Consider the following 19837-nt stretch of genomic DNA (forward strand, 5'->3'; position numbering starts at 1 on the left):
GACGGCTCCGCCATGCGAAGGTGACTTGCCGGACGAATCGGACGGCGACACGGCCACAGAGCGGCAGGTGCCCGATGGCGGAGGAGTCCCACTCCCGACCCCGGCGGTCAGGCCCGAAGGCCCGCACGGACCCCTCGGACCCCTCGGACCCCAAGGAGCCCTCGGCCCCGAGATCCCCGGAGGGCCGGACCGCCCCGGCCGCCCCGGCCGCCCCGGCCGACCGCCCGGTCGCGCTGATCACCGGCGCCTCCTCCGGGATCGGCCTCGCCACCGCCACCCGCCTGGCCGACGCCGGCTGGCACACCCTGCTCTCCGGCACCGACCGCGCCCGCCTCGACGAACTCGCCGACCGCACCGGCGGCCGCGCCCTGCCCGAGGACCTGAGCAAGCCGGACGGCCCGGCCCGCCTCGCGGACGCCGCCCTGGCCGCGGCCGGCCGGGTGGACGCCCTGATCGCGAGCGCCGGCCTGGGCTGGCGCGGCCCGTACGCGCAGACGCCCTCCGACACCCTGGACCGGATGATCGAGGTCAATCTCGCCGCCCCGCTGCGCCTGGTCCGCCTGCTGCTGCCCGGCATGCTGGAACGCCGCCGCGGCCGGATCGTGCTGCTCGGCTCGATGGCCGGCCAGGTCGGCGTGCGGGACGAGTCGGGGTACGCCGCCACCAAGGGCGGGCTGACGATGTTCGCGGAGAGCCTCTGGTACGAGCTGCGCGGCACCGGGGTGGGGGTGCGCCTGGTGCTCCCGGGGGCCGTGGACACCCCGTTCTTCGACCGGCGCGGCACGCCGTACCAGCGCGACCGCCCGCGCCCGGTCCCGGCGGAGCGGGTCGCGGACGTCGTGGTCGCGACCATCACCACCGGGCGCGACCGGCTCTACATCCCGCAGTGGCTCGGCTTCCCGGCCCGCATCCACGGGGTGGCCCCGGGCGTGTTCCGCCGGATGGCCTCCCGCTTCGGGTGAGCGCCGCCCGGCGCCCGGGGGCGCTCGCCGCCGGGGCCCTCGCCGTCGCCGCCGGGGCCGAGTTCCTGCACCTCGCCCCGGCCGCCGTCCGGCTGCCGCCGCTGCGCCGCACCCTGGCACGCCGCACCGCCGGCCACGGCACCGCGCCCGGCCACGTCGCCCTGACCTTCGACGACGGCCCCGATCCGCGCAGCACCCCGTACGTCCTCGACGCGCTGGACGAACTCGGTGCGCGCGCCACCTTCTTCCTGCTCGGCGCGATGCTGGAGCGGGCCCCCGCGCTCGGCCGGGAGCTGGTGCTGCGCGGCCACGAGGTGGCCGTCCACGGCTGGCACCACCGGCGGCAGTGGTACCCGGCCCCCGGCCGCGACCTGCGCGAACTGCGCCGCGCCACCGAGGCGGTGGCCGGACTCTGCGGCGCCCGTCCGCTCTGGTACCGCCCGCCGTACGGCGTCCTGACCGCGGGCCCGGCCCTGGCCGCCCGCCGCCTCGGCCTGCGCACGGTGCTGTGGACCGCCTGGGGCCGCGACTGGACGGCCGAGGCCACCGGCGCGTCCGTCTACGCGACCGCCCGCCCCGGCCTCACCGGCGGTGCCACCCTCCTGCTGCACGACTCCGACTGCACCTCCGCCCCCGGCTCCTGGCGCGCCACCCTCGCCGCCCTCCCCCTGATCGCCGCGCACTGCCGCACCCGCCGCCTCACCCTCGGCCCCCTCCGCGACCACCGGGTGCCGCCGCCCGCCGGCCGGAACCGCCCGGTGTGACCGACGCGTCGTCAGGAGTACCGGACACCGGCCGCCCCGGACCCGCCCGGTGCGGCTACCCCAGCCCCATCCGCCGCAGCGCCGCCCCGAACCCCGCCTGCCACGCCTCCGGTGTGGCGCCGGCGGACGGCGCGGGCTCGGGGCGGTGGAGTGCGGCCAGGGCGTTGCGGACCACCTCGGCCGGGTGGGCGGTGGCGACGTCGGCGTGGCCGAGTTCCAGCTCGTGCTGGAGGTTGTCGCGCCCGTGCCCCTGCACCACGTCGAGGAGCAGCAGCCGCCGGCCCAGTGCCCGGGCCTCGCTGCAGGTGTCGCCCGAGCTGGTGACCACCAGGTCGGCGGCGGCCATCAGCGCGGGGACGCGGTCGGTGTGGCCGAAGGGGTGCAGCCGGGGCTCCCGGCGCGCGGCGGCCCGCAGCCGGCGCTCCAGTTCCCGGTTGCGCCCGGCCACCGCGAGGACGTGCGGCCCGGCGGCGGCCAGCGAGGCGGCGGTGCGGGCGAGCGGACCGAGCCCCCAGGAGCCGGACATCAGCAGGACGCACGCGGCGCCCGCCGGCACGCCCAGCTCCGCCCGCGCCGCGGCCCGTCGCGGCGGCCGGTAGAACGGCTGGCGCAACGGCGCCGGCACGACGGCGATGTCGGCCTCCGGCCGGTACCGCCGGACCGCGCACGCGGCGACCTCGGAGGTGACCAGGAACAGGTCCGTCCCCTCCTGCACCCAGAGCCGGTGCGGTGTCACGTCGGTGCAGAACACGAAGTGCCGGAACTCCCGCTCCGGTGCCTGCCGCAGCAGCCGGTTGACCGCCGAGGTCGCGGTGGCGAACACCGAGACCACCAGTTGCGGCCGCTGCGCCTCGATCAGCTCCCGCAGTGCCGGGACCAGCCGGCCGCGGGCCGCCGCGTCGGCGAGCAGGGCGATCCGGGCGCCGGGCCGCAGCGCCGAGAAGTGGAAGGCGTCGTACACCCCGGGCAGGTCGAGCAGCCGGCGGAACACCGCCTCCCCGGCCGCGCCCGAGCGCTGCCCGAGCAGGGCCATGGCGTCGACGGTGCGGGTGGTCCAGCCGCGTTCCCGCAGGGTGTCGGCGCAGGCCTGGGCCATCACGTCGTGGCCCTGTCCGAGCGAGCCGGAGACCAGCAGGGCGTGCGGCATCGGGCGGCCCCGTCAGGCGCCGGCGGCGGTGCCGACGGCGGCCCGGTACCAGTCCGCGTACCGCCGCACGCCGTCGGTGAAGTTGGTGCTCGGCGACCAGCCCAGCAGCCGCTTGGCCTGCGCCGAGGAGATCCGCCGCCCCGCGTAGTCGGCCTTCCGCCCGTCGATGTGCTCGATGGTGACGGGTCCCAGCAGGCCGTCCACCGTGTCGGCGATGTCCCGCACCGAGACGGCCGTCGAGCCCTCCAGCGCGAAGGTCTGGTCCTCGGCGGCGGGGGACAGGGCCCGGACGTGGGCGTCGGCGAGGTCCTCGACGTAGACGAAGTTGCGGCTCTGCCGGCCGTCCCCGGCGATGGTGATCGGCCGGCCGGCCAGCGCGGCCTGGACGAACCGGGCGACGACCAGCTCGTCCCGCATCCGGGGGCCGTACGGGATGCCGTAGCGAAGGATGGTGAAGTGCTGCCCGTAGAGCTCGCGGTAGCTGTGCACCAGCATCTCGGCGGCGAGCTTGGTGGCCACGTACAGATGGCCGCTGTGCTCCAGCTCGATCGGTACGTGCTCGTCCAACTCCTGCTCGCTGCTGTCGAGTTGCTCGTCGGTGAGGGCGGCGCCGTAGACCCAGACGGTGCTCGCCAGGACCGTGCGGCTCAGGCCGCTGCGCCGGGCGGCCTCCAGGACGGCCTCGGTGCCGTCGATGTTGGTCCGTACCGCGCGGACCGGGTCGGCGCTGACCTGCTCGACGTCGGCCATGGCGGCCAGGTGGTAGACCACCTCGCTGCCGGCCAGCGCCGCGGTGAGGGCCTTGAGGTCGAGGACGTCGAGCCGCGCGTGCTCGGCGTCCGGGTTGAGGTACTTGTCGGTGGTGTCCACCGCGAGGACGTCGTGGCCGGCCGCGATCAGGTGGTCCACGACGTGTGAGCCGATGAACCCGCAGCCCCCGGTGACGGCTATCCGCACGATCTTGCTCCCTTCGCTCCGGCTACCCGGCCAGGCGCCGGTACACCGCGGAGACGGCGTCGACCACCTGCTCCGTCTCGTCCTCGGTCATGTCGGAGTGCACCGGCAGGCAGACCTGCCGGGCGCAGACGTCCTCGGCCACCGGCAGCGGCCCGCGCCGGTACGGGGCGAACACCGGCTGGAGGTGCAGCGGCAGGTCGTAGACCTCGCCGGACAGCCGCACCGCGTGCTCCTCGGCCACCGCCCGCTTGAACTCGGCGCGGTCGACCCCGGCCGGCAGCAGCGCCACGTACTTGTAGTAGTTGCCGCGGCAGCCGGGCGGTTCGGGCACCGGGTCGAGCCCGTCCAGCCCGGCGAGCGCCGTGTCGTAGCGGCGGGCGACGGCCCGGCGGGTCTCGATGAACTCCTTCAGCCGGCGCAGGTGCACCGCGCCGATCGCGGCGTGCGGCTCGCTCATCCGCCAGGAGTAGCCGGGCTTCACGTGGTGGTTGGTGGTGAAGGAGCCCTTGCCCTGGTCGCGGTAGATCCGGGCCCCGTCGCGCAGCTCGGGCGACTCGGTGAGGATCATCCCGCCCTCGCCGCTGGTGGTGACCTTGGTCGGGTAGAAGGAGAAGGCCCCGGCCAGGCCGAAGGTGCCGGCGGCGCGGCCGTTGAAGCTGCTGCCGTGGGCGTGCGCGGCGTCCTCGACCAGCGGGACGCCGCGCCGGTCGCACAGCGCCCGCAGGGCGTCGACCCGCGGGCCGACCAGCCCGCCGATGTGCACCAGGACGACGGCGGCGGTGTCCGGGGTGAGCGCCGCCTCCAGGGTCTCGGGGGAGAGCGCGAGGGTGGCCGGATCGACGTCGGCGAAGACCGGCCGCCCGCCCGCGTGCACCACCGCCCCGGCGGTCGCGTAGAACGTGACGGCGGGGACGACCACGTCGCGGCCCCGGACGTCGACGCTGCGCAGGATCACCTCCAGCGCCGCCGTGCCGCTGCTCACCGCGACGGCGTGCGAGGCGCCGTGCTCGGCGGCGAAGGCCTGCTCGAAGCGCTCGGTCCACGGACCGAGGGTCAGCGCGCCGGTGGTGAGCATCTCGGTCACCGCTTCGGCGACGGCCGCGCGGTCGCTCTCGTCGAACACGATGCGGGCGGCTGGAACGCCCATGGGCACCTCCGGCGGCGGGCTGCCGGAGCAGCACCGATCGGGTCGAATCCTCCCGAACCGCACGTCGGCGGACGGGTCAGGCACATCACGCTACTTCGCCCACCGGTCCCCGGCCCGCCGTCGCCGACCGCACGGGTGACCGGATCTGCGGCCGTCGCAGGTCCGGGGGCTGCTTCCGGCGCAGGGCGTGCGCTCCTCCGTGCGGGGGATGGCACTACTGCGTCCGCAGTACGCAAACGGCCTGCACAGGGACGACGACGGAGCAGGGGTCGGCGATCAAGGATGGGTCATGCTGCGGGGGACCGCGTCCGCCAGGACGTCCGGTCGGCCGCGGCGCCTCCTGTTCCCGAGAACCGCATCCGAAGGAGTCCGCTCTCCCGTGGCCACGTTCCTCTACCGCCTGGGCCGATGGACCTTCGTCCGGCGCCGGCTGGTGACCTTCCTCTGGGTCGCCGTGCTGGCAGCCGTCGGAGTCCTGGCGGCCAAGGCGCCCGCCGCACCCGACGACGGCTTCGCGATGCCCGGCACGGAAGCGCAGAAGGCGTTCGACCTGATGAACGAGCGCTTCCCCGGCGGCCACGCCGACGGGGCCTCGGCGCGCCTGGTGTTCGTCGCCCCCTCCGGCCAGAAGATCACCGCCGCGCCCAACCAGCAGGCGGTCGAGCGGACGGTCGGCGAGCTCGCCGGCTCCGAGCAGGTCACCGGCGCGGTGAGCCCGTTCAAGATGCCGGGCGCCGTCTCCTCGGACGGCACCACCGCCTACGCGACGGTGAGCTACTCCGCCAAGGCCGGCGAGGTGTCCAAGACCGCCACCGACACCCTGGAGCGGGCCGCCCAGCACGGCCGGGACGCCGGGCTCAAGGTCGAGATCGGCGGCACCGCGCTGATGGCCAAGGCCGACGCCGGGGGCAGCAGCGAGGCGATCGGCATGGCGCTGTCCGCCGTCGTGCTGGTGATCACCTTCGGCTCGCTGGTCGCGGCCGGCCTGCCGCTGCTCACCGCGGTCGTCGGCGTGGGCCTCGGCATGGCGCTGATCACCGCGCTCGGCAGCACGCTCGGGCTCTCCACCACCACCGGCACCCTCGCCATGATGCTCGGCCTCGCGGTCGGCATCGACTACGCGGTGTTCATCGTCTCCCGCTACCGCGCCGAGCTCGCCGAGGGCCGCGCGCCCCAGGAGGCGGCGGGCCGGGCGGTCGGCACCGCCGGGTCCGCGGTGGTCTTCGCGGGCCTCACCGTGGTGATCGCGCTCGCCGGCCTCTCCGTGGTCGGCATCCCGATCCTGGCCAAGATGGGCATGGCCGCCGCCGGGACGGTCGTCATCGCCGTGCTGGTCGCCCTCACCCTGGTGCCCGCCCTGCTCGGCTTCCTCGGCCGCAAGGTGCTGCCGCGCAAGGCCCGCAAGGCCCGCGGCGGGGCGGCCCCGGCCGCGAAGGAGAACGGCGGAGCCCGCTGGGCCCGCTTCATCCTGCGCCGCCCGCTCGCGGTGCTGCTCGGCGGTGTGATCGGCCTCGGCGTGCTCGCGGCCCCCGCGCTCGACCTGCGGCTCGGCCTGCCGGGTGACGAGTCGAAGCCCACCTCCACCACCCAGCGACGCGCGTACGACCTGCTCTCCGAGGGCTTCGGCCCCGGCTTCAACGGCCCGCTGACGGTCATGGTGGACGTCAAGGGCGTCGCCGACCCGAAGGCCGCCGCGAACGAGGTCGCCAAGAAGGTCTCCGGGCTGCCGGGGGTCGTCGCGGTGACGCCGCCGATGTTCAACCAGGCGGGCGACACGGCCCTGCTCAACGCCGTCCCGGCGACCGGTCCGAGCGAGGCCGAGACCAAGGACATCGTGCACGCCATCCGCCACGACGCGGCCGGCCTGAAGACGGCCACCGGGGCGACGGTCCTGGTCAGCGGCACCACGGCGATGAACATCGACGTCTCGCAGAAGATGTCCGACGCGCTGCTGCCCTACCTCGCCGTGGTCGTCGGCCTCGCCGTCGTCCTGCTGATGGTGGTCTTCCGCTCGATCCTCGTGCCGCTGAAGGCGGCCCTCGGCTTCCTGCTGTCGGTGGTCGCCGCGCTCGGCGCCGTGGTCGCGGTCTTCCAGTGGGGCTGGCTGGCCGAGCTGATCGGCGTGGAGCAGACCGGCCCGGTGATGAGCATGATGCCGATCTTCATGATCGGTGTGGTCTTCGGCCTCGCCATGGACTACGAGGTGTTCCTGGTCACCCGCATCCGCGAGGGCTACGTCCACGGTGAGGAGCCCGGCGAGGCGATCGTCACCGGCTTCCGGCACAACGCCCGGGTGGTCACCGCCGCCGCGTTCATCATGATCGCCGTCTTCGCCGGCTTCATCGGGATGAGCGAGCCGATGATCAAGATGATGGGTCTGGGCCTCGCCGCGGCCGTCGCCTTCGACGCCTTCATCGTCCGGATGACCGTCGTCCCGGCCGTCCTCGCCCTGCTCGGCCGCCGCGCCTGGTGGCTGCCGCGCTGGCTCGACCGCCTGATACCGGACGTGGACGTCGAGGGCAGCAAGCTGGAGACCCCCGCCCCCGAGCAGGCCCCGGCCCGGGAGTCGGTCACCGTCTAGGGCACTGCCGCCCGACCCCGCCCCGACACCGTGCGGGGCCGGGCCGGCGCCCTACCGCTCGGACATCGGTTCGAGCCCAACCGTTACCGTTGCTGTCGGGGGCCACCGCGCGTGCGGAGGCCCCCGCCGCGGCCCGCCGCGCCCCCGAGCGGGATCGGCGCGGCTCGAACCCAGGCTTGCCCGGTTGCGGGCGTGGCCGGCGTCCCCCCGACCGGAGAGCACGAGCATGAGCGACTTCTGGCAGCGCCTGCGCCGCGACCATCCGCGGCTGCTCGACGTCGCCGGCGGCACGGCCATGATCACGGTCACCGCCCTCGGCGCCACCATCGACCAGACCGGCGGCCGCTTCACCCCGTTCGCCGCGCCCACCTTCGTCATCGCGCTGGTCTCCGCCGTCACCGTGCTCGCCCACCGCCGCCACCCGCGTGCGGTGGTCGCCGTCACGCTGCTCTGCACGATGCTGCTCGCCATGGTCAGCCCCCGGCTCACCCCGACCCTGGCCACCCCGCTGCTGCTCGCGCTCTACTTCCTCGCCATCCGCACCGACCGCGCCACCGCGCTGCGCGCCTCGGTCGCCGCCGCCGTCCTGCTCACCGGGATCGCCCTGCTGTTCGGCCCCGGCGGGCCGGTCAGCGAACGGCTCGGCGTGCTCGCCTGGGCCCTGCTGCCCGGCGCCCTCGGCGACTCGATCCGCAACCGCCGCGCCCACCTCGCCGCCATCGAGGAGCGTGCCGAACGCGCCGAGCGCACCCGCGAGGAGGAGGCCCGTCGGCGGGTCGCGGACGAGCGGATCAGGATCGCCCGCGACCTCCACGACGTCGTCGCCCACCACATCGCCCTCGCCAACGCCCAGGCCGCCATCGCCGTCCACCTCATGGACAACCACCCCGTCCAGGCCCGGGAGGTGCTCAGCCACATCACCGACGCCACCGGCTCGGCCCTCCAGGAACTGCGCGCCACCGTCGGCCTGCTGCGCCGCGCCGAGGACCGCGCCCCGCTCGAACCCGCCCCGGGCCTCGACCGGCTGCCCGAACTGATCACCACCTTCGAGCGGGCCGGCCTGCCGATCCGGCTCTCCGTCCAGGGCGAGGCCCGCCCGCTGTCGCCCGGCGTGGACCTCACCGCCTTCCGGATCGTCCAGGAGTCGCTGACCAACGTGGCCAAGCACGCCCACGGCGCCGACGCCGAGATCACCCTCGCCTACAGCGGCAGCCGGGTCGCGGTCAGCGTCGCCAACGGCCGACCGACCGTGACCGGCCGCCGCCGCGCGGTGTCGCTGCCCCAGCACCCGCCCAGCGAGGGCGGCTTCGGCCTGATCGGCATGCGCGAGCGGGCCGGGGCGGTCGGCGGCCGGCTCAGTGCCGACCGGCGGCCCGACGGGGGCTTCCTGGTCACCGCCGAACTGCCGCTGCGCACCGGCGCCCGCGACGACGGCCCCGAGTCCGCGGGCGCCTTCACCGCCGCCGACGTCGCCCGGGCCGCCCGGGCCGCGCGCACCACCCGTACCGATCGCCCGACACCGGCCGAACGACAGGAGCACGCCGCCCGGGCGGACGGCGCGCTCCGAGAGGACAGGGACCACGCATGACCATCCGGGTACTGCTCGCCGACGACCAGGCCCTGCTGCGCGGTGCCTTCCGCCTGCTGATCGAGGCGGAGGAGGACATGGAGGTGGTCGGCGAGGCCGCCGACGGCCGGGAGGCCGTCGCGCTCGCCCGGGCCACCAAGCCCGACATCGTGCTGATGGACATCCGGATGCCCGGCGTCGACGGTCTCGGTGCCACCGCCGAGATCTGCGGCGACGAGGAGCTGTCCGGCACCCGGGTGCTCATCCTCACCACCTTCGAGATCGACGAGTACGTGGCCCAGGCGCTGCGCGCGGGCGCCGGTGGATTCCTCGGCAAGGGGGCCGACCCCAAGGAACTGCTCGCCGCCGTGCGCACCGTCGCGGCGGGCGAGGCGCTGCTCTCGCCCGCCGCCACCCGGGCCGTGATCGACCAGTTCCTGGCCCAGCCCGAGCCGGCGTCCGCCACCCCCGCGAGCGAGCGGCTGGCGGTCCTCACCGCCCGTGAGCGCGAGGTGATGTCGATGGCCGCCACCGGCCTCACCAACGAGGAGATCGCCGAGCGGATGTTCGTCAGCCCGTTCACCGTCCGCACCCACGTCCACCGGGCGATGTCCAAGCTCGACGCCCGAGACCGGGCCCAGCTCGTCGCCATCGCCTACCAGAGCGGCCTGGTACCGCCCGGCCGTCCGGTCTGAGCGTGCGGCGGGCGCGGCGGGGCCGGGGTCAGGCCGGGGACCGCCCCGCCCCCGCCCCTGCCCGCGGAGCGCGGACGCGGGGGAGCCCGAAGGCGGACATCTCCTTCTCCTCGTAGGAGAGGAAGCCCAGCGAGCGGTAGAAGGCGTGGTCGCGGTCCTGCTGCCGGACAGCCTAAAGCCCAGGTCACGGCCCCCGTGGCGGTTGGCCGGGTCACCCCCGCATGTCCCTTTCGTCGGGCCGGGGGCTCGTGGCCTCGCCGCGCGTCCCGGCCGCTCCCGGCGCAGGATGGGAGACCGGGGCGGGGGAACAGCCGGGGACGGGAGGTCGGACCGTGGGCATCGCGATGGCGGACATCCGCGAGTGGCGCGGCCACGCCGTGGTCGACGAGAAGAGCCACCGCATCGGTTCGCTGGAGTCGGTCTACGTGGAGACGGCCAGCGACGAGCCGTTCTTCGCCACCGTCACGGTCGGGTTCGCCGGTCGGCGCCGCCTGGTGTTCGTCCCGCTGGAGGGTGCGGTGGCCGGCCCGGACTACCTCCGGGTGGCGTACCCGCGCAACCTCGTCAAGCAGGCGCCGGCGATCGGCACCGACGACGTGCTGCCCGCCGAGGACGAGCCCGCCGTGTTCGCGTACTACGAGCTTCCGTACGCGACCGGCGCGGGCGGGGAGCGTCGCCTGGCCCGCCGCTGAACCGCCCCCTGGCCTGCTGCCGACCCGCCGCCGACCCGCGCCCGCCCCTGCCGCCGACCCGCCGCCGACCCGCGTCCGGCGCGGGCGGGTCGGGTACGACGTTCGCCACCCGGGAATGAATACCCCGCCGGGTACACTTGTCCATCGACAGTCGATGTGAAAGGCGGCCCGACATGCAGGTGGACGAGGAGGCGGTCGGCGCGGTCCTGAACCGGCTGCGTCGCGCGCAGGGGCAGTTGGCCGGGGTGATCGCGATGATCGAGGCGGGCCGGGACTGCAAGGACGTGGTCACCCAGCTCGCCGCCGTCTCGCGCGCGCTCGACCGGGCCGGGTTCAAGATCGTCGCGAGCGGCATGCGCCAGTGCATGGCCGCCGCGGACGAGGACGCCCCGCCGATGAGCGAGGCCGAGCTGGAGAAGCTCTTCCTCGCCCTGGCCTGACCGGCGCTCCGCGCCTCAGGAGCACGGCCCGACGGGGGCCGCGGTGGACCGGTCCACCGCGGCCCCCGCCGCATGTCCGCAGGTGCGCCCACCGAAGTTCCCGCACCGCCCGACGCCCCGTCATGCTTCGTTCATGCGCCGGTCGCCGGCCTTCGGGTGAATGAGGCCGCCCGCAGTTGTACAGCCAACTGCGCGAGCTCCCTTCTCCCAGCCTCCGTGACCAGCCGTACCCGGCCCCGGCGAACCGTCCCCCGGCGGCCCGGTCCCGGGCGGCGGACAGGACAACCGTGGCCGCAGGCAGCGCCCTGACGCTCAGTTCCTCCACCAACCCCACCGAAGGCGACCGGCTCACCTTCCAGTGGACCACCGACGCCCCCGACGCCAAGAACTGGGTCGGCATCTACGACGGCGGCCGCCAGCCCGGCAACGGCGGCTCGCTGCTGTGGAAGTACACCCCGGGCACCTCGGGCGACGTCCAGCTCGACACCTCCGCGCTGACCGGCGGCCCGTACACCGCCTACCTGCTCGCCAAGGACGGCTACGGCATCCTCGCCAGGACCGAGCCGTTCTCCTTCCGCCCCAAGCCCGCCGTCGTCCGCCCGCACGCCGCCGTGGACGCGTTCACCGCCACGCCCGTCGCCCCGGGCGCCGCCGTGACGGTCCGGCTCGGCGGCCTCTGGTCCCGCCCGGCCGGCAACCCGGCCGGCTCCGCCACCTACCGCAAGGTCGGCGGCCCGGCCTGGGCCGCCGTCAGCGCCGACGGCACGCTCACCGGCACCGCCCCCGCCGCCGCCGGCAAGAACCCCGAGCCGGTGGTCGTCGGCGTCAAGGACAGCACGGGCGCCACCGACACCGTCACCGTCCTCGTCCCGGTGGTGGACCCGGCCGCACCGCTGCGCCTCAAGGCCGCCAGCTGGAACCTGCACGACGCGGGCTCGGCCCACACCGACGCGCTGGAGAAGCAGTTGCGCGTGGTCCTCGCCCAGGGCCTGGACGTGCTCGCCCTGCAGGAGACCGCGGGGGAGCGGGCCAGGACCCTGGCCGACGCCCTCGGCTGGTACGCCTACCAGAGCCCCGGCAGCGTCGGCATCCTCAGCCGCCACCCGCTCACCGACGTCACCGCCCCGACCGCCGAACTGCCCGCCGCCGCGGCCACCCTGCGACTGCCCGGAGGCCGCAGCGTCCGCTTCTGGGCCGCCCACCTGGACGAGGCGGGCTACGGCCCGTACGCCGTCCAGGACGGGCGGAGCGCCGCCGAGGTGGAGGCCGCCGAGAACGGCTCGCTGCGGCTGCGGCAGGCCAGGGCGCTGGCCGCCGCCGTCCGCACCGACATCGCCCGGCGCACCCCGGTGGTGCTGGCCGGCGCGCTCTCCTCGCCCTCGCACCGCGACTGGACGGCCGCCACCGCCGCCGCCCACCAGGGCGTCGGCGCGCTCGCCTGGCCGGTCACCACGGCCCTCCAGGGGGCCGGACTGACCGACACCTTCCGCGAGGAGTGCCCCGATCCGGTCAAGGCCCCCGGCAACACCTGGTCGCCCACCCGCAAGCGGCGCGGCGACCGTCCGGAGCCGCAGGACCGCGTCGACTACGTCCAGTACGCGGGCCCGTTGAAGCTGGTCGAGGCGCACACCCTGGTCGCCGACTGGCCGCAGCCCGAGCCCGGCTCCGCCGCCAACGAGTGGCCCTCCGACACCGCCGCCGCGGTCGCCACCTTCCGGCTCTGAGCTCCCCGGCTCCCCATCCCCCAGCTCCGAGAGGCCAGTTCGTCATGCCCGAGCTCTCCCGCCGCACCTTCGTCGGCGCCACCGCGGCCGCCGGCGCCACCGCCCTGACCGGTCTGGCGGCCACCCAGGCCGCCGCCGCCCCGGCCCCGGCCCCCGCCACCGCCGCCGGTGCCAAGCCCGCCGCCCCGCTCACCGGGACCATCAAGGACGTCAAGCACGTCGTCGTCCTGATGCAGGAGAACCGTTCCTTCGACCACTACTTCGGCACCCTGGCCGGCGTCCGCGGCTTCGGCGACAAGCAGGCGCTCCAGTTCCCGGACGGCACCGACGTCTTCCGCCAGCCCGACAGCCGGCGCAGCGACGGCGGCGCGATGCTGCCCTACCGGATGGACACCGCCAAGTACAACGCCCAGAACGCCGGCGGCCTCCCGCACGACTGGGCCACCGGCCACCAGGCCATCAACAACGGTGCGATGAACAAGTGGATCGCCGCCAAGGGCGAGCGCACCATGGGCTACTTCACCCGCGACGACATCCCCTACCAGTACGCCCTGGCCGACGCGTTCACCGTCTGCGACGCCTACTTCACCTCGCTGGCCGGCCCCACCGACCCCAACCGCCTCTACCTGTGGACCGGTACCGCCGGCCCCGGCCGGGACGGCACCACCGGCCCGTGGATCGACAACACCCCGGTCACCGACAACCCCGTCGCCGACTGGACCACCTACGCCGAGCGCCTGGAGGCGGCCGGCGTCAGCTGGCGCGTCTACCACAACCCCAGCAAGGACGACCGCACCGGCGACTACGACGACAACGCGCTCTCCTACTTCAAGCAGTTCCACGAGTTCCCGCACGACGACCCGCGGTACGTCAAAGCGATGACGAAGTTCGACCCCGCCGACTTCGACCGCCACTGCAAGGACGGCACCCTGCCGACCGTCTCCTGGCTGGTCGCGCCCTACCTGTTCTCCGAGCACCCGGAGGCCGGTCCGGCCTACGGCGCCCACTGGGTCGACCAGGCCCTGCAGTCGCTGATGTCCAACCCGGACGTCTGGCAGCACACCGTCTTCCTGGTGATGTACGACGAGAACGACGGCTACTTCGACCACATGGTCCCGCCCACCCCCGAGCCCGGCACCCCCGAGGAGTTCACCCAGGGACGGGCCATCGGCCTCGGCAACCGGGTGCCGCTCTGGGTGATCTCGCCCTGGTCGCGCGGCGGCTGGGTCAACTCCCAGGTCTTCGACCACACGTCGGTGCTGCGCTTCATGGAGCTGGTCACCGGGGTGGCCGAGCCCAACATCTCGGCCTGGCGCCGGGCCGTCTGCGGCGACCTCACCAGCTGCTTCGACTTCGCCGCCCCCGAGCACTCGATCCCGGCGCTGCCCGACACCAAGGCGCTGATGGCCAGGGCCGACGCGGGCACCAAGCTGCCCGGCGTCGCGCTGCCGGCGGTCGGCGCCCAGGCGATGCCGGTCCAGGAGCGCGGCGAACGCCCGCACCGGCCGCTTCCGTACCAGCCGTGGGCCGACGTCGAGGTGGACCGGAAGACCGGCAGGGTCACCTGCACGATGAGCAACGACGGCTCGGTGGCCTTCCCGTACACCGTCTACCCGAACATCCTGCTCCCCTTCGCCGGCACCCCGTACACCGTCGCTCCCGGAGCCACCGCCCGGTACGTCTGGGACGCCGCCGCCACCGGCGGCCGCTACGACTTCACCGTGCACGGCCCGGACGGCTTCGTCCGACGCTTCGCCGGCACCGTGGTGCGCGACGGCCAGGACGGCCAGAACGACATCGGCGTGCCGATCGTCACCGCCGACCTGCGCGGCAACCGCAGGCTCACCCTCCAGGTGGCCAACGACGGGATGACCGACGTGGCCTTCACCGCCGCGCCCAACGACTTCGCGGGCACCGCGCAGACCGTCCAGGTCAAGCCCGGCAAGCAGGCCGACCTGGCCTGGCCGCTGGACAAGCAGGGCCGCTACGACGTCGTCGTGACCGCCCACACCGGTCAGCGCTTCGTCCAGCGCTACGCGGGCTGGGTGCACTGAGCCCCGGCCGGCCCGGCCGGGGGCGCCGATCCGGTGACCCCCGGCCGTGGCTCGGCCGCCGTGCCGGAGCCCGCCGTTACCGTCGGGCGCATGCAGAAGATCACCACCTTCCTCTGGTTCGACGACCGGGCCGACGAGGCCGCCGCCTTCTACACCACCCTGTTCCCGGACTCCCGGGTCACCAGGACCACCCGGTACGGCGAGACCGGCCCCGGCCCGGCGGGCTCGGTGATGACCGTCGAGTTCGAGCTCGCCGGCCGCGAGTACACGGCCCTCAACGGCGGTCCGGCGTTCCACTTCACCGAGGCGATCTCGCTCCAGGTGGAGTGCGAGGACCAGCAGGAGGTCGACCGGCTCTGGGCGGAGCTCACCGCGGACGGCGGTCAGCCGGGTCCGTGCGGCTGGCTCAAGGACCGCTACGGCCTCTCCTGGCAGATCACCCCCCGGGTGCTGCTCGACCTGGTCGCGGGCGAGGACCGGGCCACGGCGGACCGCGTCTTCGCGGCCATGCTGCGGATGCAGAAGATCGAGATCCAGCCGCTGCTCGACGCGGCGCAGGGGTGAGGCCGTGACCGCCTTCAGCCACCGCGGCATCACCTACCTGCGGGCCGCCCCCGAGCGGGTCTGGCACGCGCTCACCAACGCCGACGAGTCCGGCCTCTACTGGGGCCACCGCAACGTCTCCACCTGGCTGCTCGGCGCGCCCTGGGAACACCAGCGGACCGACGGATCCGGGACCGCCGACGTCATCGGCACCGTCGAGGCGGTCGACCGCCCGCACCTGCTGGTCACCACCTGGGCCGGCCCGCAGGAGCAGCACGCCGCCTTCCCCTCCCGGGTCACCTTCGAGCTCCAGGGCTGGCAGGACCTCACCCGGCTCACCGTCACCCACGTGGACCTCGCCGACCAGGCCGCCCGGGCGGACGCCGAACAGGGCTGGTCGGCGGTGCTCGCCAACCTCAAGACCTACCTGGAGACCGGCCACCCGCTGCCGCAGCAGCCCTGGCTGATGCCCTGACCGCGGCCCCGTGACCGCGGCCCGCGGCCCGCGGCCCGTGGCGAACGGCGCCCGGCCGGGGCGTGTCCGCCACGGCGGAGCGCCCTACGCCGCCGGGCGCTCCGCCGTGGCGGACCGGCCGCCGCGGGCCCGCTCGCCGCGCAGCAGACGGCGCAGCGCGGCGTAGCGGGAGAACCGCTCCCGGTTCGCCACCGAGGCCCGGTCCAGCTCCTCCATCAGCCGCCGGCTGCGGTGCTCCAGGTCCATCTCGTCCAGGATGCGGTCCACCTCGGCCAGTATCGAACCGTGCAACTGCCAGGCCTCCGGGTGCTCCTGGACCTTGCGCAGCAGCACCTGGGCGACGTTCTCCCGGCAGGCCCAGGCCGCCGCCAGCTCGGCGGTCAGCCTGCCCTCGGCCTCTTCGGCGTTGCGGCTCACCTGCGTGGTCACCAGCACCGCGTAGCTGACCATCGCGTCGCCCACGTGCGCCAGCAGCTCCTCCAGCCCCGACGCGACGTCCGGCGGGAAGAGCCGTTCGCCGGGCGCGCGCCGCTTGGCCAGGTCGGTCAGCGAGCGGGCCAGCACCCGGATCACCACGACGCAGATCTCCAGGGTGTCCAGCCCGGTGCGCAGCACCAGCCGGGACAGCAGCCCCTCGCTGATCCGCGGGTTGAAGCGCAGGCTGTCCTCCGCCTGGCGCAGCGCCGCGTCCACGTCGGCGATCGCCTGGTCCAGCCGCCGGGCCTCGTGCAGCCGTTCGGCGGCCCGGGCCACCGGGGTGGGGCGGCCCAGTTCCTCGGAGATGTCCAGGAGCAGCTGGCGGGCCCGCCGGGCGAGGTCCTCGATCGACTCCCCGGCGGTGTCCACCCAGACCGGCGGCGCGAACAGCAGGTTGAACAGCAGGCCGACGGCGGCGCCGATGAGCGTCTCCAGCACCCGGTCCCAGGCCTGCGAGGCCAGTTTGGTCACGCCCAGGATCAGCATCGCGCTGATCGCGACCTCCTGGACGAACTCCTCGACCCGGACGAACCGGCCGACGACCAGCGAGGCCAGGATGATCAGCCCGAGGCTCCACCAGGAGAGCCCGACCACGGCGCTGAACCCGATCGCGATCAGCACCCCGACCACCACCGAGTTGACCCGGCGGATGCTGGTCTTCAGCGTCGAGTAGACGGTGACCTGGACGACCAGCAGCGCGGTCAGCGGCGCCGTCAGCGGGGCGGGCTCGCTGCTCAGCTGCGTCGCCACCGCGTAGGCGATGGTGGCCGCCACGGTGGCCCGGACGGTCTGGACCACGAAGGGTTCTCGGGTGCTGCGGCGGACCAGGTCCGCGAGGGACTCCGGGAGAAGGGCCATGTCGCCCTTCTTTCCCCGCATCCGCCGTTCACACCGCTCCCGGGGCGCTCCGGCACCCGTACGCCCGCATCGGGCCGCGCCGGCGCGCCGCCGGTGACCGCTAGCTGTCGCGGTTGAAGCGCAGCTTCCAGGGGGCCAGCGCGGACTCGACCTGCACGCCCATGCTCATCTTCGAGGCGCCCTCGATCCGCTCCTCGAAACGGATCGGCACCTCGCGGATCGACAGGCCCTGCTTGACGACCCGGTAGTTCATCTCGACCTGGAACGAGTAGCCGTTGCTCTGCACGGTCGGCAGGTCGATGGCGCGCAGGGCGCTCGCGCGCCAGGCCTTGAACCCGGCGGTGGCGTCCCTGACCCCGAGGCTCAGGATCGCGTTGACGTAGAAGTTCGCCCAGGCGGACAGCGCCTTGCGGTGCCAGGGCCACTCCTCGGCGGTCGAGCCGCCGGGGACGTAGCGCGAGCCCAGCACCACGGCGGTGTCGTCGGCGAGCAGCGTCTCGACCATCACGGGTATCACCGAGGCCGGGTGGGACAGGTCGGCGTCCATCTGCACCACCACGTCGGCGCCCTCGTCCAGGGCCTTGGCCATGCCGGCCAGGTAGGCGCGGCCGAGGCCGTCCTTCTCGGTGCGGTGCAGCACGCCCACGGTGCCGCCGGAGTCCGCGGCCAGCTTGTCGGCGATCTCGCCGGTGCCGTCGGGGGAGTTGTCGTCGACCACCAGCAGGTGCAGGTTGGGCACCGGAAGCTCCGCGAGCATGCCCGCGAGGACCGGGAGGTTCTCCCGCTCGTTGTACGTGGGGACGACCACAACGACCTTGGGGGAGGCCTCGACCATGTTCTGTTTCCCTCGTGCCTGCTCCGGATGGGACCGTGCGAGTCTATCCGGCGTGTCGGCCTGCTCCCGCCCCGGCCGGGGCGGAAACCCGTTCGACCGCGATGGGCCGATGTGGGAGGCTGCCGCCGCCCCTTTCCGAACGCCGACCCGGCGCCCTCCTTGACGATTCGTCGCAGCACCGCCCTGCCCGTCACCGCCCTGGTCCTCGCACTGGCCACGCTGACCGGCTGCGGCGCCGACAGCGCCGCTCCGCCGCAGGCCGCCCCTGCGACCGGAGCGTCCACCGGCTGAGCCGCCCCCGCTACGCCGTGCCGTAGACGGCGGCGAGGTTGTCCTGGGCCGGGCGGGCCGGGCCGGCCGGGCCGGCGGCGAAGGCGCGCAGGACGTTCTCGGTGACCTGGCGGACCAGGTCCCCGGCGTGCGCGTCGATGCCGTGGTCGGCCCTGCCGCCGCCGGGGCCGCGGGCGTCCAGCGCCTCGACCCAGCGCATCGTCCCGGTGGCGAACACCCCGGCGCCGCCCGGCACGGTGCAGTAGGCGGTGTCGGAGTGGGAGCGGCGGCCGTCGCAGACCACGGGGGAGTGGGCGATCACCTCGATCGGGCGGGGGGTGGGGAAGCCGGTGTCCACCCGGTCGTACTCGACCCCGACCAGGTGCGGGAACGAGGCCCCGGCCGCGACGCCCGTTCCCTCGAAGGCCCAGTGCCCGGGCGAGGTGACCACGTACGGGGCGTCCACCGGGTAGCCGTCGTAGATGACGCCGAGCATCGAGCTCTCCGGGTCGGCGCCCGGGCCGGCCCGGAAGTCGGTGGTCGCCGGGGCGCCCGACAGGTGGCCCGGGTCCTGTGCCCAGGCGTCCTTGTAGCAGACCACCGTGCGGTCCGGCCCGAGGTCGGTCGGCTCGAACCGGACCCGGCGGAAGCAGCAGTTGGCGCCCAGGATCGCCAGGTTGGTCCCGGCGTCGCGGGCGGCGACCACGTTGGCCCGCTGCTCGGGCGACCAGTACTCGTCGTGGCCGAGCGACAGGACGGCGGCGGCCCCGGTCAGCAGGCCGGGCTCGCGGGCCACGTCGATGCCGGTGGTGTAGGCGAGCGGCAGGCCGAGCCGCTCGGCGAGGGCGATCAGGGGCGCCTCGTAGACCAGGAACAGCCCGGCGCCGTGGTCGTAGTCGTACGGACGGTCGAAGACGGCCTTCAGCGAGCGGGTGGCCAGGCCGCCGGTCGGGCCGTTGTAGAGGCTGTAGCCGCCCCACTCGTTGTAGGCCTGCCAGGTCGCCGGGGCGCTCATGATCACGGTCCTGCCAGCGGTGCTCGCCGAGCGGACGGTGAGCGGGACGTAGCGCCGGCCGGAGCCGTCCTCGGCGTCCAGGCGCAGCAGGTAGGCGCCCTCGGGCCAGCCGGCGGTGTCCACCGCGAGGGTGCGCTGCCAGCCGGTCAGCACGGTGCGGGTCACCGGGTCCACGTGCGGCGCGGCCTGCCGGCTGCCCGGGACGTGCTCGCGGCGCCAGACCAGCCGGGCGCGGGCGCCGTCGTACCAGCCCATCCGGTAGGCGGAGACGGTGAAGGCCGCGGCCGGGGTGGAGACGTGCAGGCCGAAGGGCTCGCCGGGCAGGACGCTGACCCGGTCGGCGAAGCCCGCGATGGCGTCGTCCGGGCCGGGGTCGGTGATCTCCCAGTCGGGGTTGCCGGGGCGGGAGCGCTCGCTCGTCGGCCCGGTGTGCCCGTCGGCGGCCGGGCTGCCGGGGGTGCTCGGGGCGGACGAGGCCGCCGTGGCCGCCGCGGCGGACGGCTGCGTGGCGGCGGCCGGGGCCGGGCGGGGGTGGCCGCAGGAGGTGACGGCGGCCGCCATCAGGCCCAGGCCCAGAATCCTGCGCCGGCTCGGCTCCGCCACCGCGACCTCCGTGTTTCCTCGTGCGTGCCCG

Annotated in this window: 18 protein-coding genes; 12 read left to right on the forward strand and 6 right to left on the reverse strand. The window is 74.9% G+C overall.

Annotation, left to right across the window (positions count from 1 at the left end):
* The first annotated feature begins 74 nt into the window (after positions 1-74).
* Together ACZ6EM_RS13990 and ACZ6EM_RS13995 are read left to right on the forward strand one after the other, a co-directional pair.
* On the forward strand, positions 75-962 hold the full coding sequence (locus ACZ6EM_RS13990; protein ID WP_465772445.1) for an SDR family NAD(P)-dependent oxidoreductase: 888 nt from the start codon (positions 75-77) through the stop codon (positions 960-962).
* Positions 959-1726 (forward strand): polysaccharide deacetylase family protein, encoded by a 768-nt coding sequence (locus ACZ6EM_RS13995; protein ID WP_465772446.1) that lies wholly within the window; start codon positions 959-961, stop codon positions 1724-1726. Before ACZ6EM_RS13990 ends, ACZ6EM_RS13995 begins: the two co-directional genes overlap by 4 nt.
* 55 nt (positions 1727-1781) lie before the next feature.
* Here ACZ6EM_RS13995 and ACZ6EM_RS14000 read toward each other — a convergent pair whose 3' ends face one another.
* From ACZ6EM_RS14000 to ACZ6EM_RS14010, 3 genes are read right to left on the reverse strand one after another with little or no spacing between them, the layout of a single operon-like run.
* Positions 1782-2873: an MGDG synthase family glycosyltransferase gene (locus ACZ6EM_RS14000; protein ID WP_465772447.1), complete on the reverse strand. Its 1092-nt coding sequence runs from the start codon at positions 2871-2873 to the stop codon at positions 1782-1784.
* 12 nt (positions 2874-2885) lie between these two features.
* A complete protein-coding gene (locus tag ACZ6EM_RS14005; protein WP_380544760.1) occupies positions 2886-3830 on the reverse strand; it encodes an NAD-dependent epimerase/dehydratase family protein in 945 nt (314 codons plus the stop codon).
* A 22-nt stretch (positions 3831-3852) separates the two neighbouring features.
* Complete coding sequence (locus ACZ6EM_RS14010) at positions 3853-4977, reverse strand: DegT/DnrJ/EryC1/StrS family aminotransferase (RefSeq protein ID WP_380544762.1); 1125 nt, start codon at positions 4975-4977, stop codon at positions 3853-3855.
* A 379-nt stretch (positions 4978-5356) separates the two neighbouring features.
* Here ACZ6EM_RS14010 and ACZ6EM_RS14015 point away from each other — a divergent pair, with 379 nt between their 5' ends.
* From ACZ6EM_RS14015 to ACZ6EM_RS14055, 9 genes are all read left to right on the forward strand, one after another.
* On the forward strand, positions 5357-7558 hold the full coding sequence (locus tag ACZ6EM_RS14015) for an MMPL family transporter (protein ID WP_465772448.1): 2202 nt from the start codon (positions 5357-5359) through the stop codon (positions 7556-7558).
* Positions 7559-7784: 226 nt separating this feature from the next.
* Entirely contained in the window at positions 7785-9146 is a 1362-nt protein-coding gene (locus ACZ6EM_RS14020; protein ID WP_401055343.1) for a sensor histidine kinase, read from the forward strand.
* Complete coding sequence (locus tag ACZ6EM_RS14025) at positions 9143-9820, forward strand: response regulator transcription factor (RefSeq protein ID WP_465772449.1); 678 nt, start codon at positions 9143-9145, stop codon at positions 9818-9820. The genes ACZ6EM_RS14020 and ACZ6EM_RS14025 overlap by 4 nt, the downstream gene beginning before the upstream one ends.
* Positions 9821-10164: 344 nt before the next feature.
* Positions 10165-10512: a PRC-barrel domain-containing protein gene (locus tag ACZ6EM_RS14030; RefSeq protein WP_401055264.1), complete on the forward strand. Its 348-nt coding sequence runs from the start codon at positions 10165-10167 to the stop codon at positions 10510-10512.
* Between the two features lie 173 nt (positions 10513-10685).
* Positions 10686-10952, forward strand: a complete 267-nt coding sequence (locus ACZ6EM_RS14035; RefSeq protein WP_392877763.1) for a metal-sensitive transcriptional regulator — start codon at positions 10686-10688, stop codon at positions 10950-10952.
* A 287-nt stretch (positions 10953-11239) separates the two neighbouring features.
* Positions 11240-12676, forward strand: coding sequence for an endonuclease/exonuclease/phosphatase family protein (locus ACZ6EM_RS14040; protein ID WP_452177649.1), 1437 nt, complete (start codon positions 11240-11242; stop codon positions 12674-12676).
* A gap of 44 nt (positions 12677-12720) precedes the next feature.
* Positions 12721-14730, forward strand: coding sequence for a phosphocholine-specific phospholipase C (locus ACZ6EM_RS14045; protein WP_465772450.1), 2010 nt, complete (start codon positions 12721-12723; stop codon positions 14728-14730).
* 90 nt (positions 14731-14820) lie between these two features.
* Complete coding sequence (locus ACZ6EM_RS14050) at positions 14821-15294, forward strand: VOC family protein (RefSeq protein WP_465772451.1); 474 nt, start codon at positions 14821-14823, stop codon at positions 15292-15294.
* A 4-nt stretch (positions 15295-15298) separates the two neighbouring features.
* Positions 15299-15748: an SRPBCC domain-containing protein gene (locus ACZ6EM_RS14055; protein WP_465772452.1), complete on the forward strand. Its 450-nt coding sequence runs from the start codon at positions 15299-15301 to the stop codon at positions 15746-15748.
* Positions 15749-15832: 84 nt separating this feature from the next.
* On the opposite strand, the gene ACZ6EM_RS14060 is transcribed toward ACZ6EM_RS14055, so the two are convergent.
* Positions 15833-17083 carry an FUSC family protein gene (locus ACZ6EM_RS14060; RefSeq protein WP_401051630.1) on the reverse strand — a complete coding sequence of 417 codons (1251 nt, stop codon included), beginning with the start codon at positions 17081-17083 and terminating at the stop codon, positions 15833-15835.
* Between the two features lie 100 nt (positions 17084-17183).
* On the reverse strand, positions 17184-17918 hold the full coding sequence (locus ACZ6EM_RS14065; RefSeq protein ID WP_359903933.1) for a polyprenol monophosphomannose synthase: 735 nt from the start codon (positions 17916-17918) through the stop codon (positions 17184-17186).
* Positions 17919-18077: 159 nt separating this feature from the next.
* Here ACZ6EM_RS14065 and ACZ6EM_RS14070 point away from each other — a divergent pair, with 159 nt between their 5' ends.
* Positions 18078-18209 carry a hypothetical protein gene (locus ACZ6EM_RS14070; RefSeq protein WP_401051632.1) on the forward strand — a complete coding sequence of 44 codons (132 nt, stop codon included), beginning with the start codon at positions 18078-18080 and terminating at the stop codon, positions 18207-18209.
* Between the two features lie 10 nt (positions 18210-18219).
* Here ACZ6EM_RS14070 and ACZ6EM_RS14075 read toward each other — a convergent pair whose 3' ends face one another.
* Positions 18220-19806 carry a N,N-dimethylformamidase beta subunit family domain-containing protein gene (locus tag ACZ6EM_RS14075; protein ID WP_465772453.1) on the reverse strand — a complete coding sequence of 529 codons (1587 nt, stop codon included), beginning with the start codon at positions 19804-19806 and terminating at the stop codon, positions 18220-18222.
* Positions 19807-19837: the final 31 nt, after the last annotated feature.

It is taken from the genome of Kitasatospora sp. NPDC041917, from assembly GCF_055589745.1.

What these genes read in the sequence shown, in the direction of transcription:
- ACZ6EM_RS14010 (WP_380544762.1), bottom strand. Translation starts at nt 4,977, where the DNA reads ATGGGCGTTCCAGCCGCCCGCATCGTGTTCGACGAGAGCGACCGCGCG.
- ACZ6EM_RS14060 (WP_401051630.1), bottom strand. Translation starts at nt 17,083, where the DNA reads ATGGCCCTTCTCCCGGAGTCCCTCGCGGACCTGGTCCGCCGCAGCACC.
- ACZ6EM_RS14030 (WP_401055264.1), top strand. Translation starts at nt 10,165, where the DNA reads ATGGCGGACATCCGCGAGTGGCGCGGCCACGCCGTGGTCGACGAGAAG.
- ACZ6EM_RS14035 (WP_392877763.1), top strand. Translation starts at nt 10,686, where the DNA reads ATGCAGGTGGACGAGGAGGCGGTCGGCGCGGTCCTGAACCGGCTGCGT.
- ACZ6EM_RS13990 (WP_465772445.1), top strand. Translation starts at nt 75, where the DNA reads ATGGCGGAGGAGTCCCACTCCCGACCCCGGCGGTCAGGCCCGAAGGCC.
- ACZ6EM_RS14050 (WP_465772451.1), top strand. Translation starts at nt 14,821, where the DNA reads ATGCAGAAGATCACCACCTTCCTCTGGTTCGACGACCGGGCCGACGAG.
- ACZ6EM_RS14065 (WP_359903933.1), bottom strand. Translation starts at nt 17,918, where the DNA reads ATGGTCGAGGCCTCCCCCAAGGTCGTTGTGGTCGTCCCCACGTACAAC.
- ACZ6EM_RS14020 (WP_401055343.1), top strand. Translation starts at nt 7,785, where the DNA reads ATGAGCGACTTCTGGCAGCGCCTGCGCCGCGACCATCCGCGGCTGCTC.
- ACZ6EM_RS14000 (WP_465772447.1), bottom strand. Translation starts at nt 2,873, where the DNA reads ATGCCGCACGCCCTGCTGGTCTCCGGCTCGCTCGGACAGGGCCACGAC.
- ACZ6EM_RS14045 (WP_465772450.1), top strand. Translation starts at nt 12,721, where the DNA reads ATGCCCGAGCTCTCCCGCCGCACCTTCGTCGGCGCCACCGCGGCCGCC.
- ACZ6EM_RS14025 (WP_465772449.1), top strand. Translation starts at nt 9,143, where the DNA reads ATGACCATCCGGGTACTGCTCGCCGACGACCAGGCCCTGCTGCGCGGT.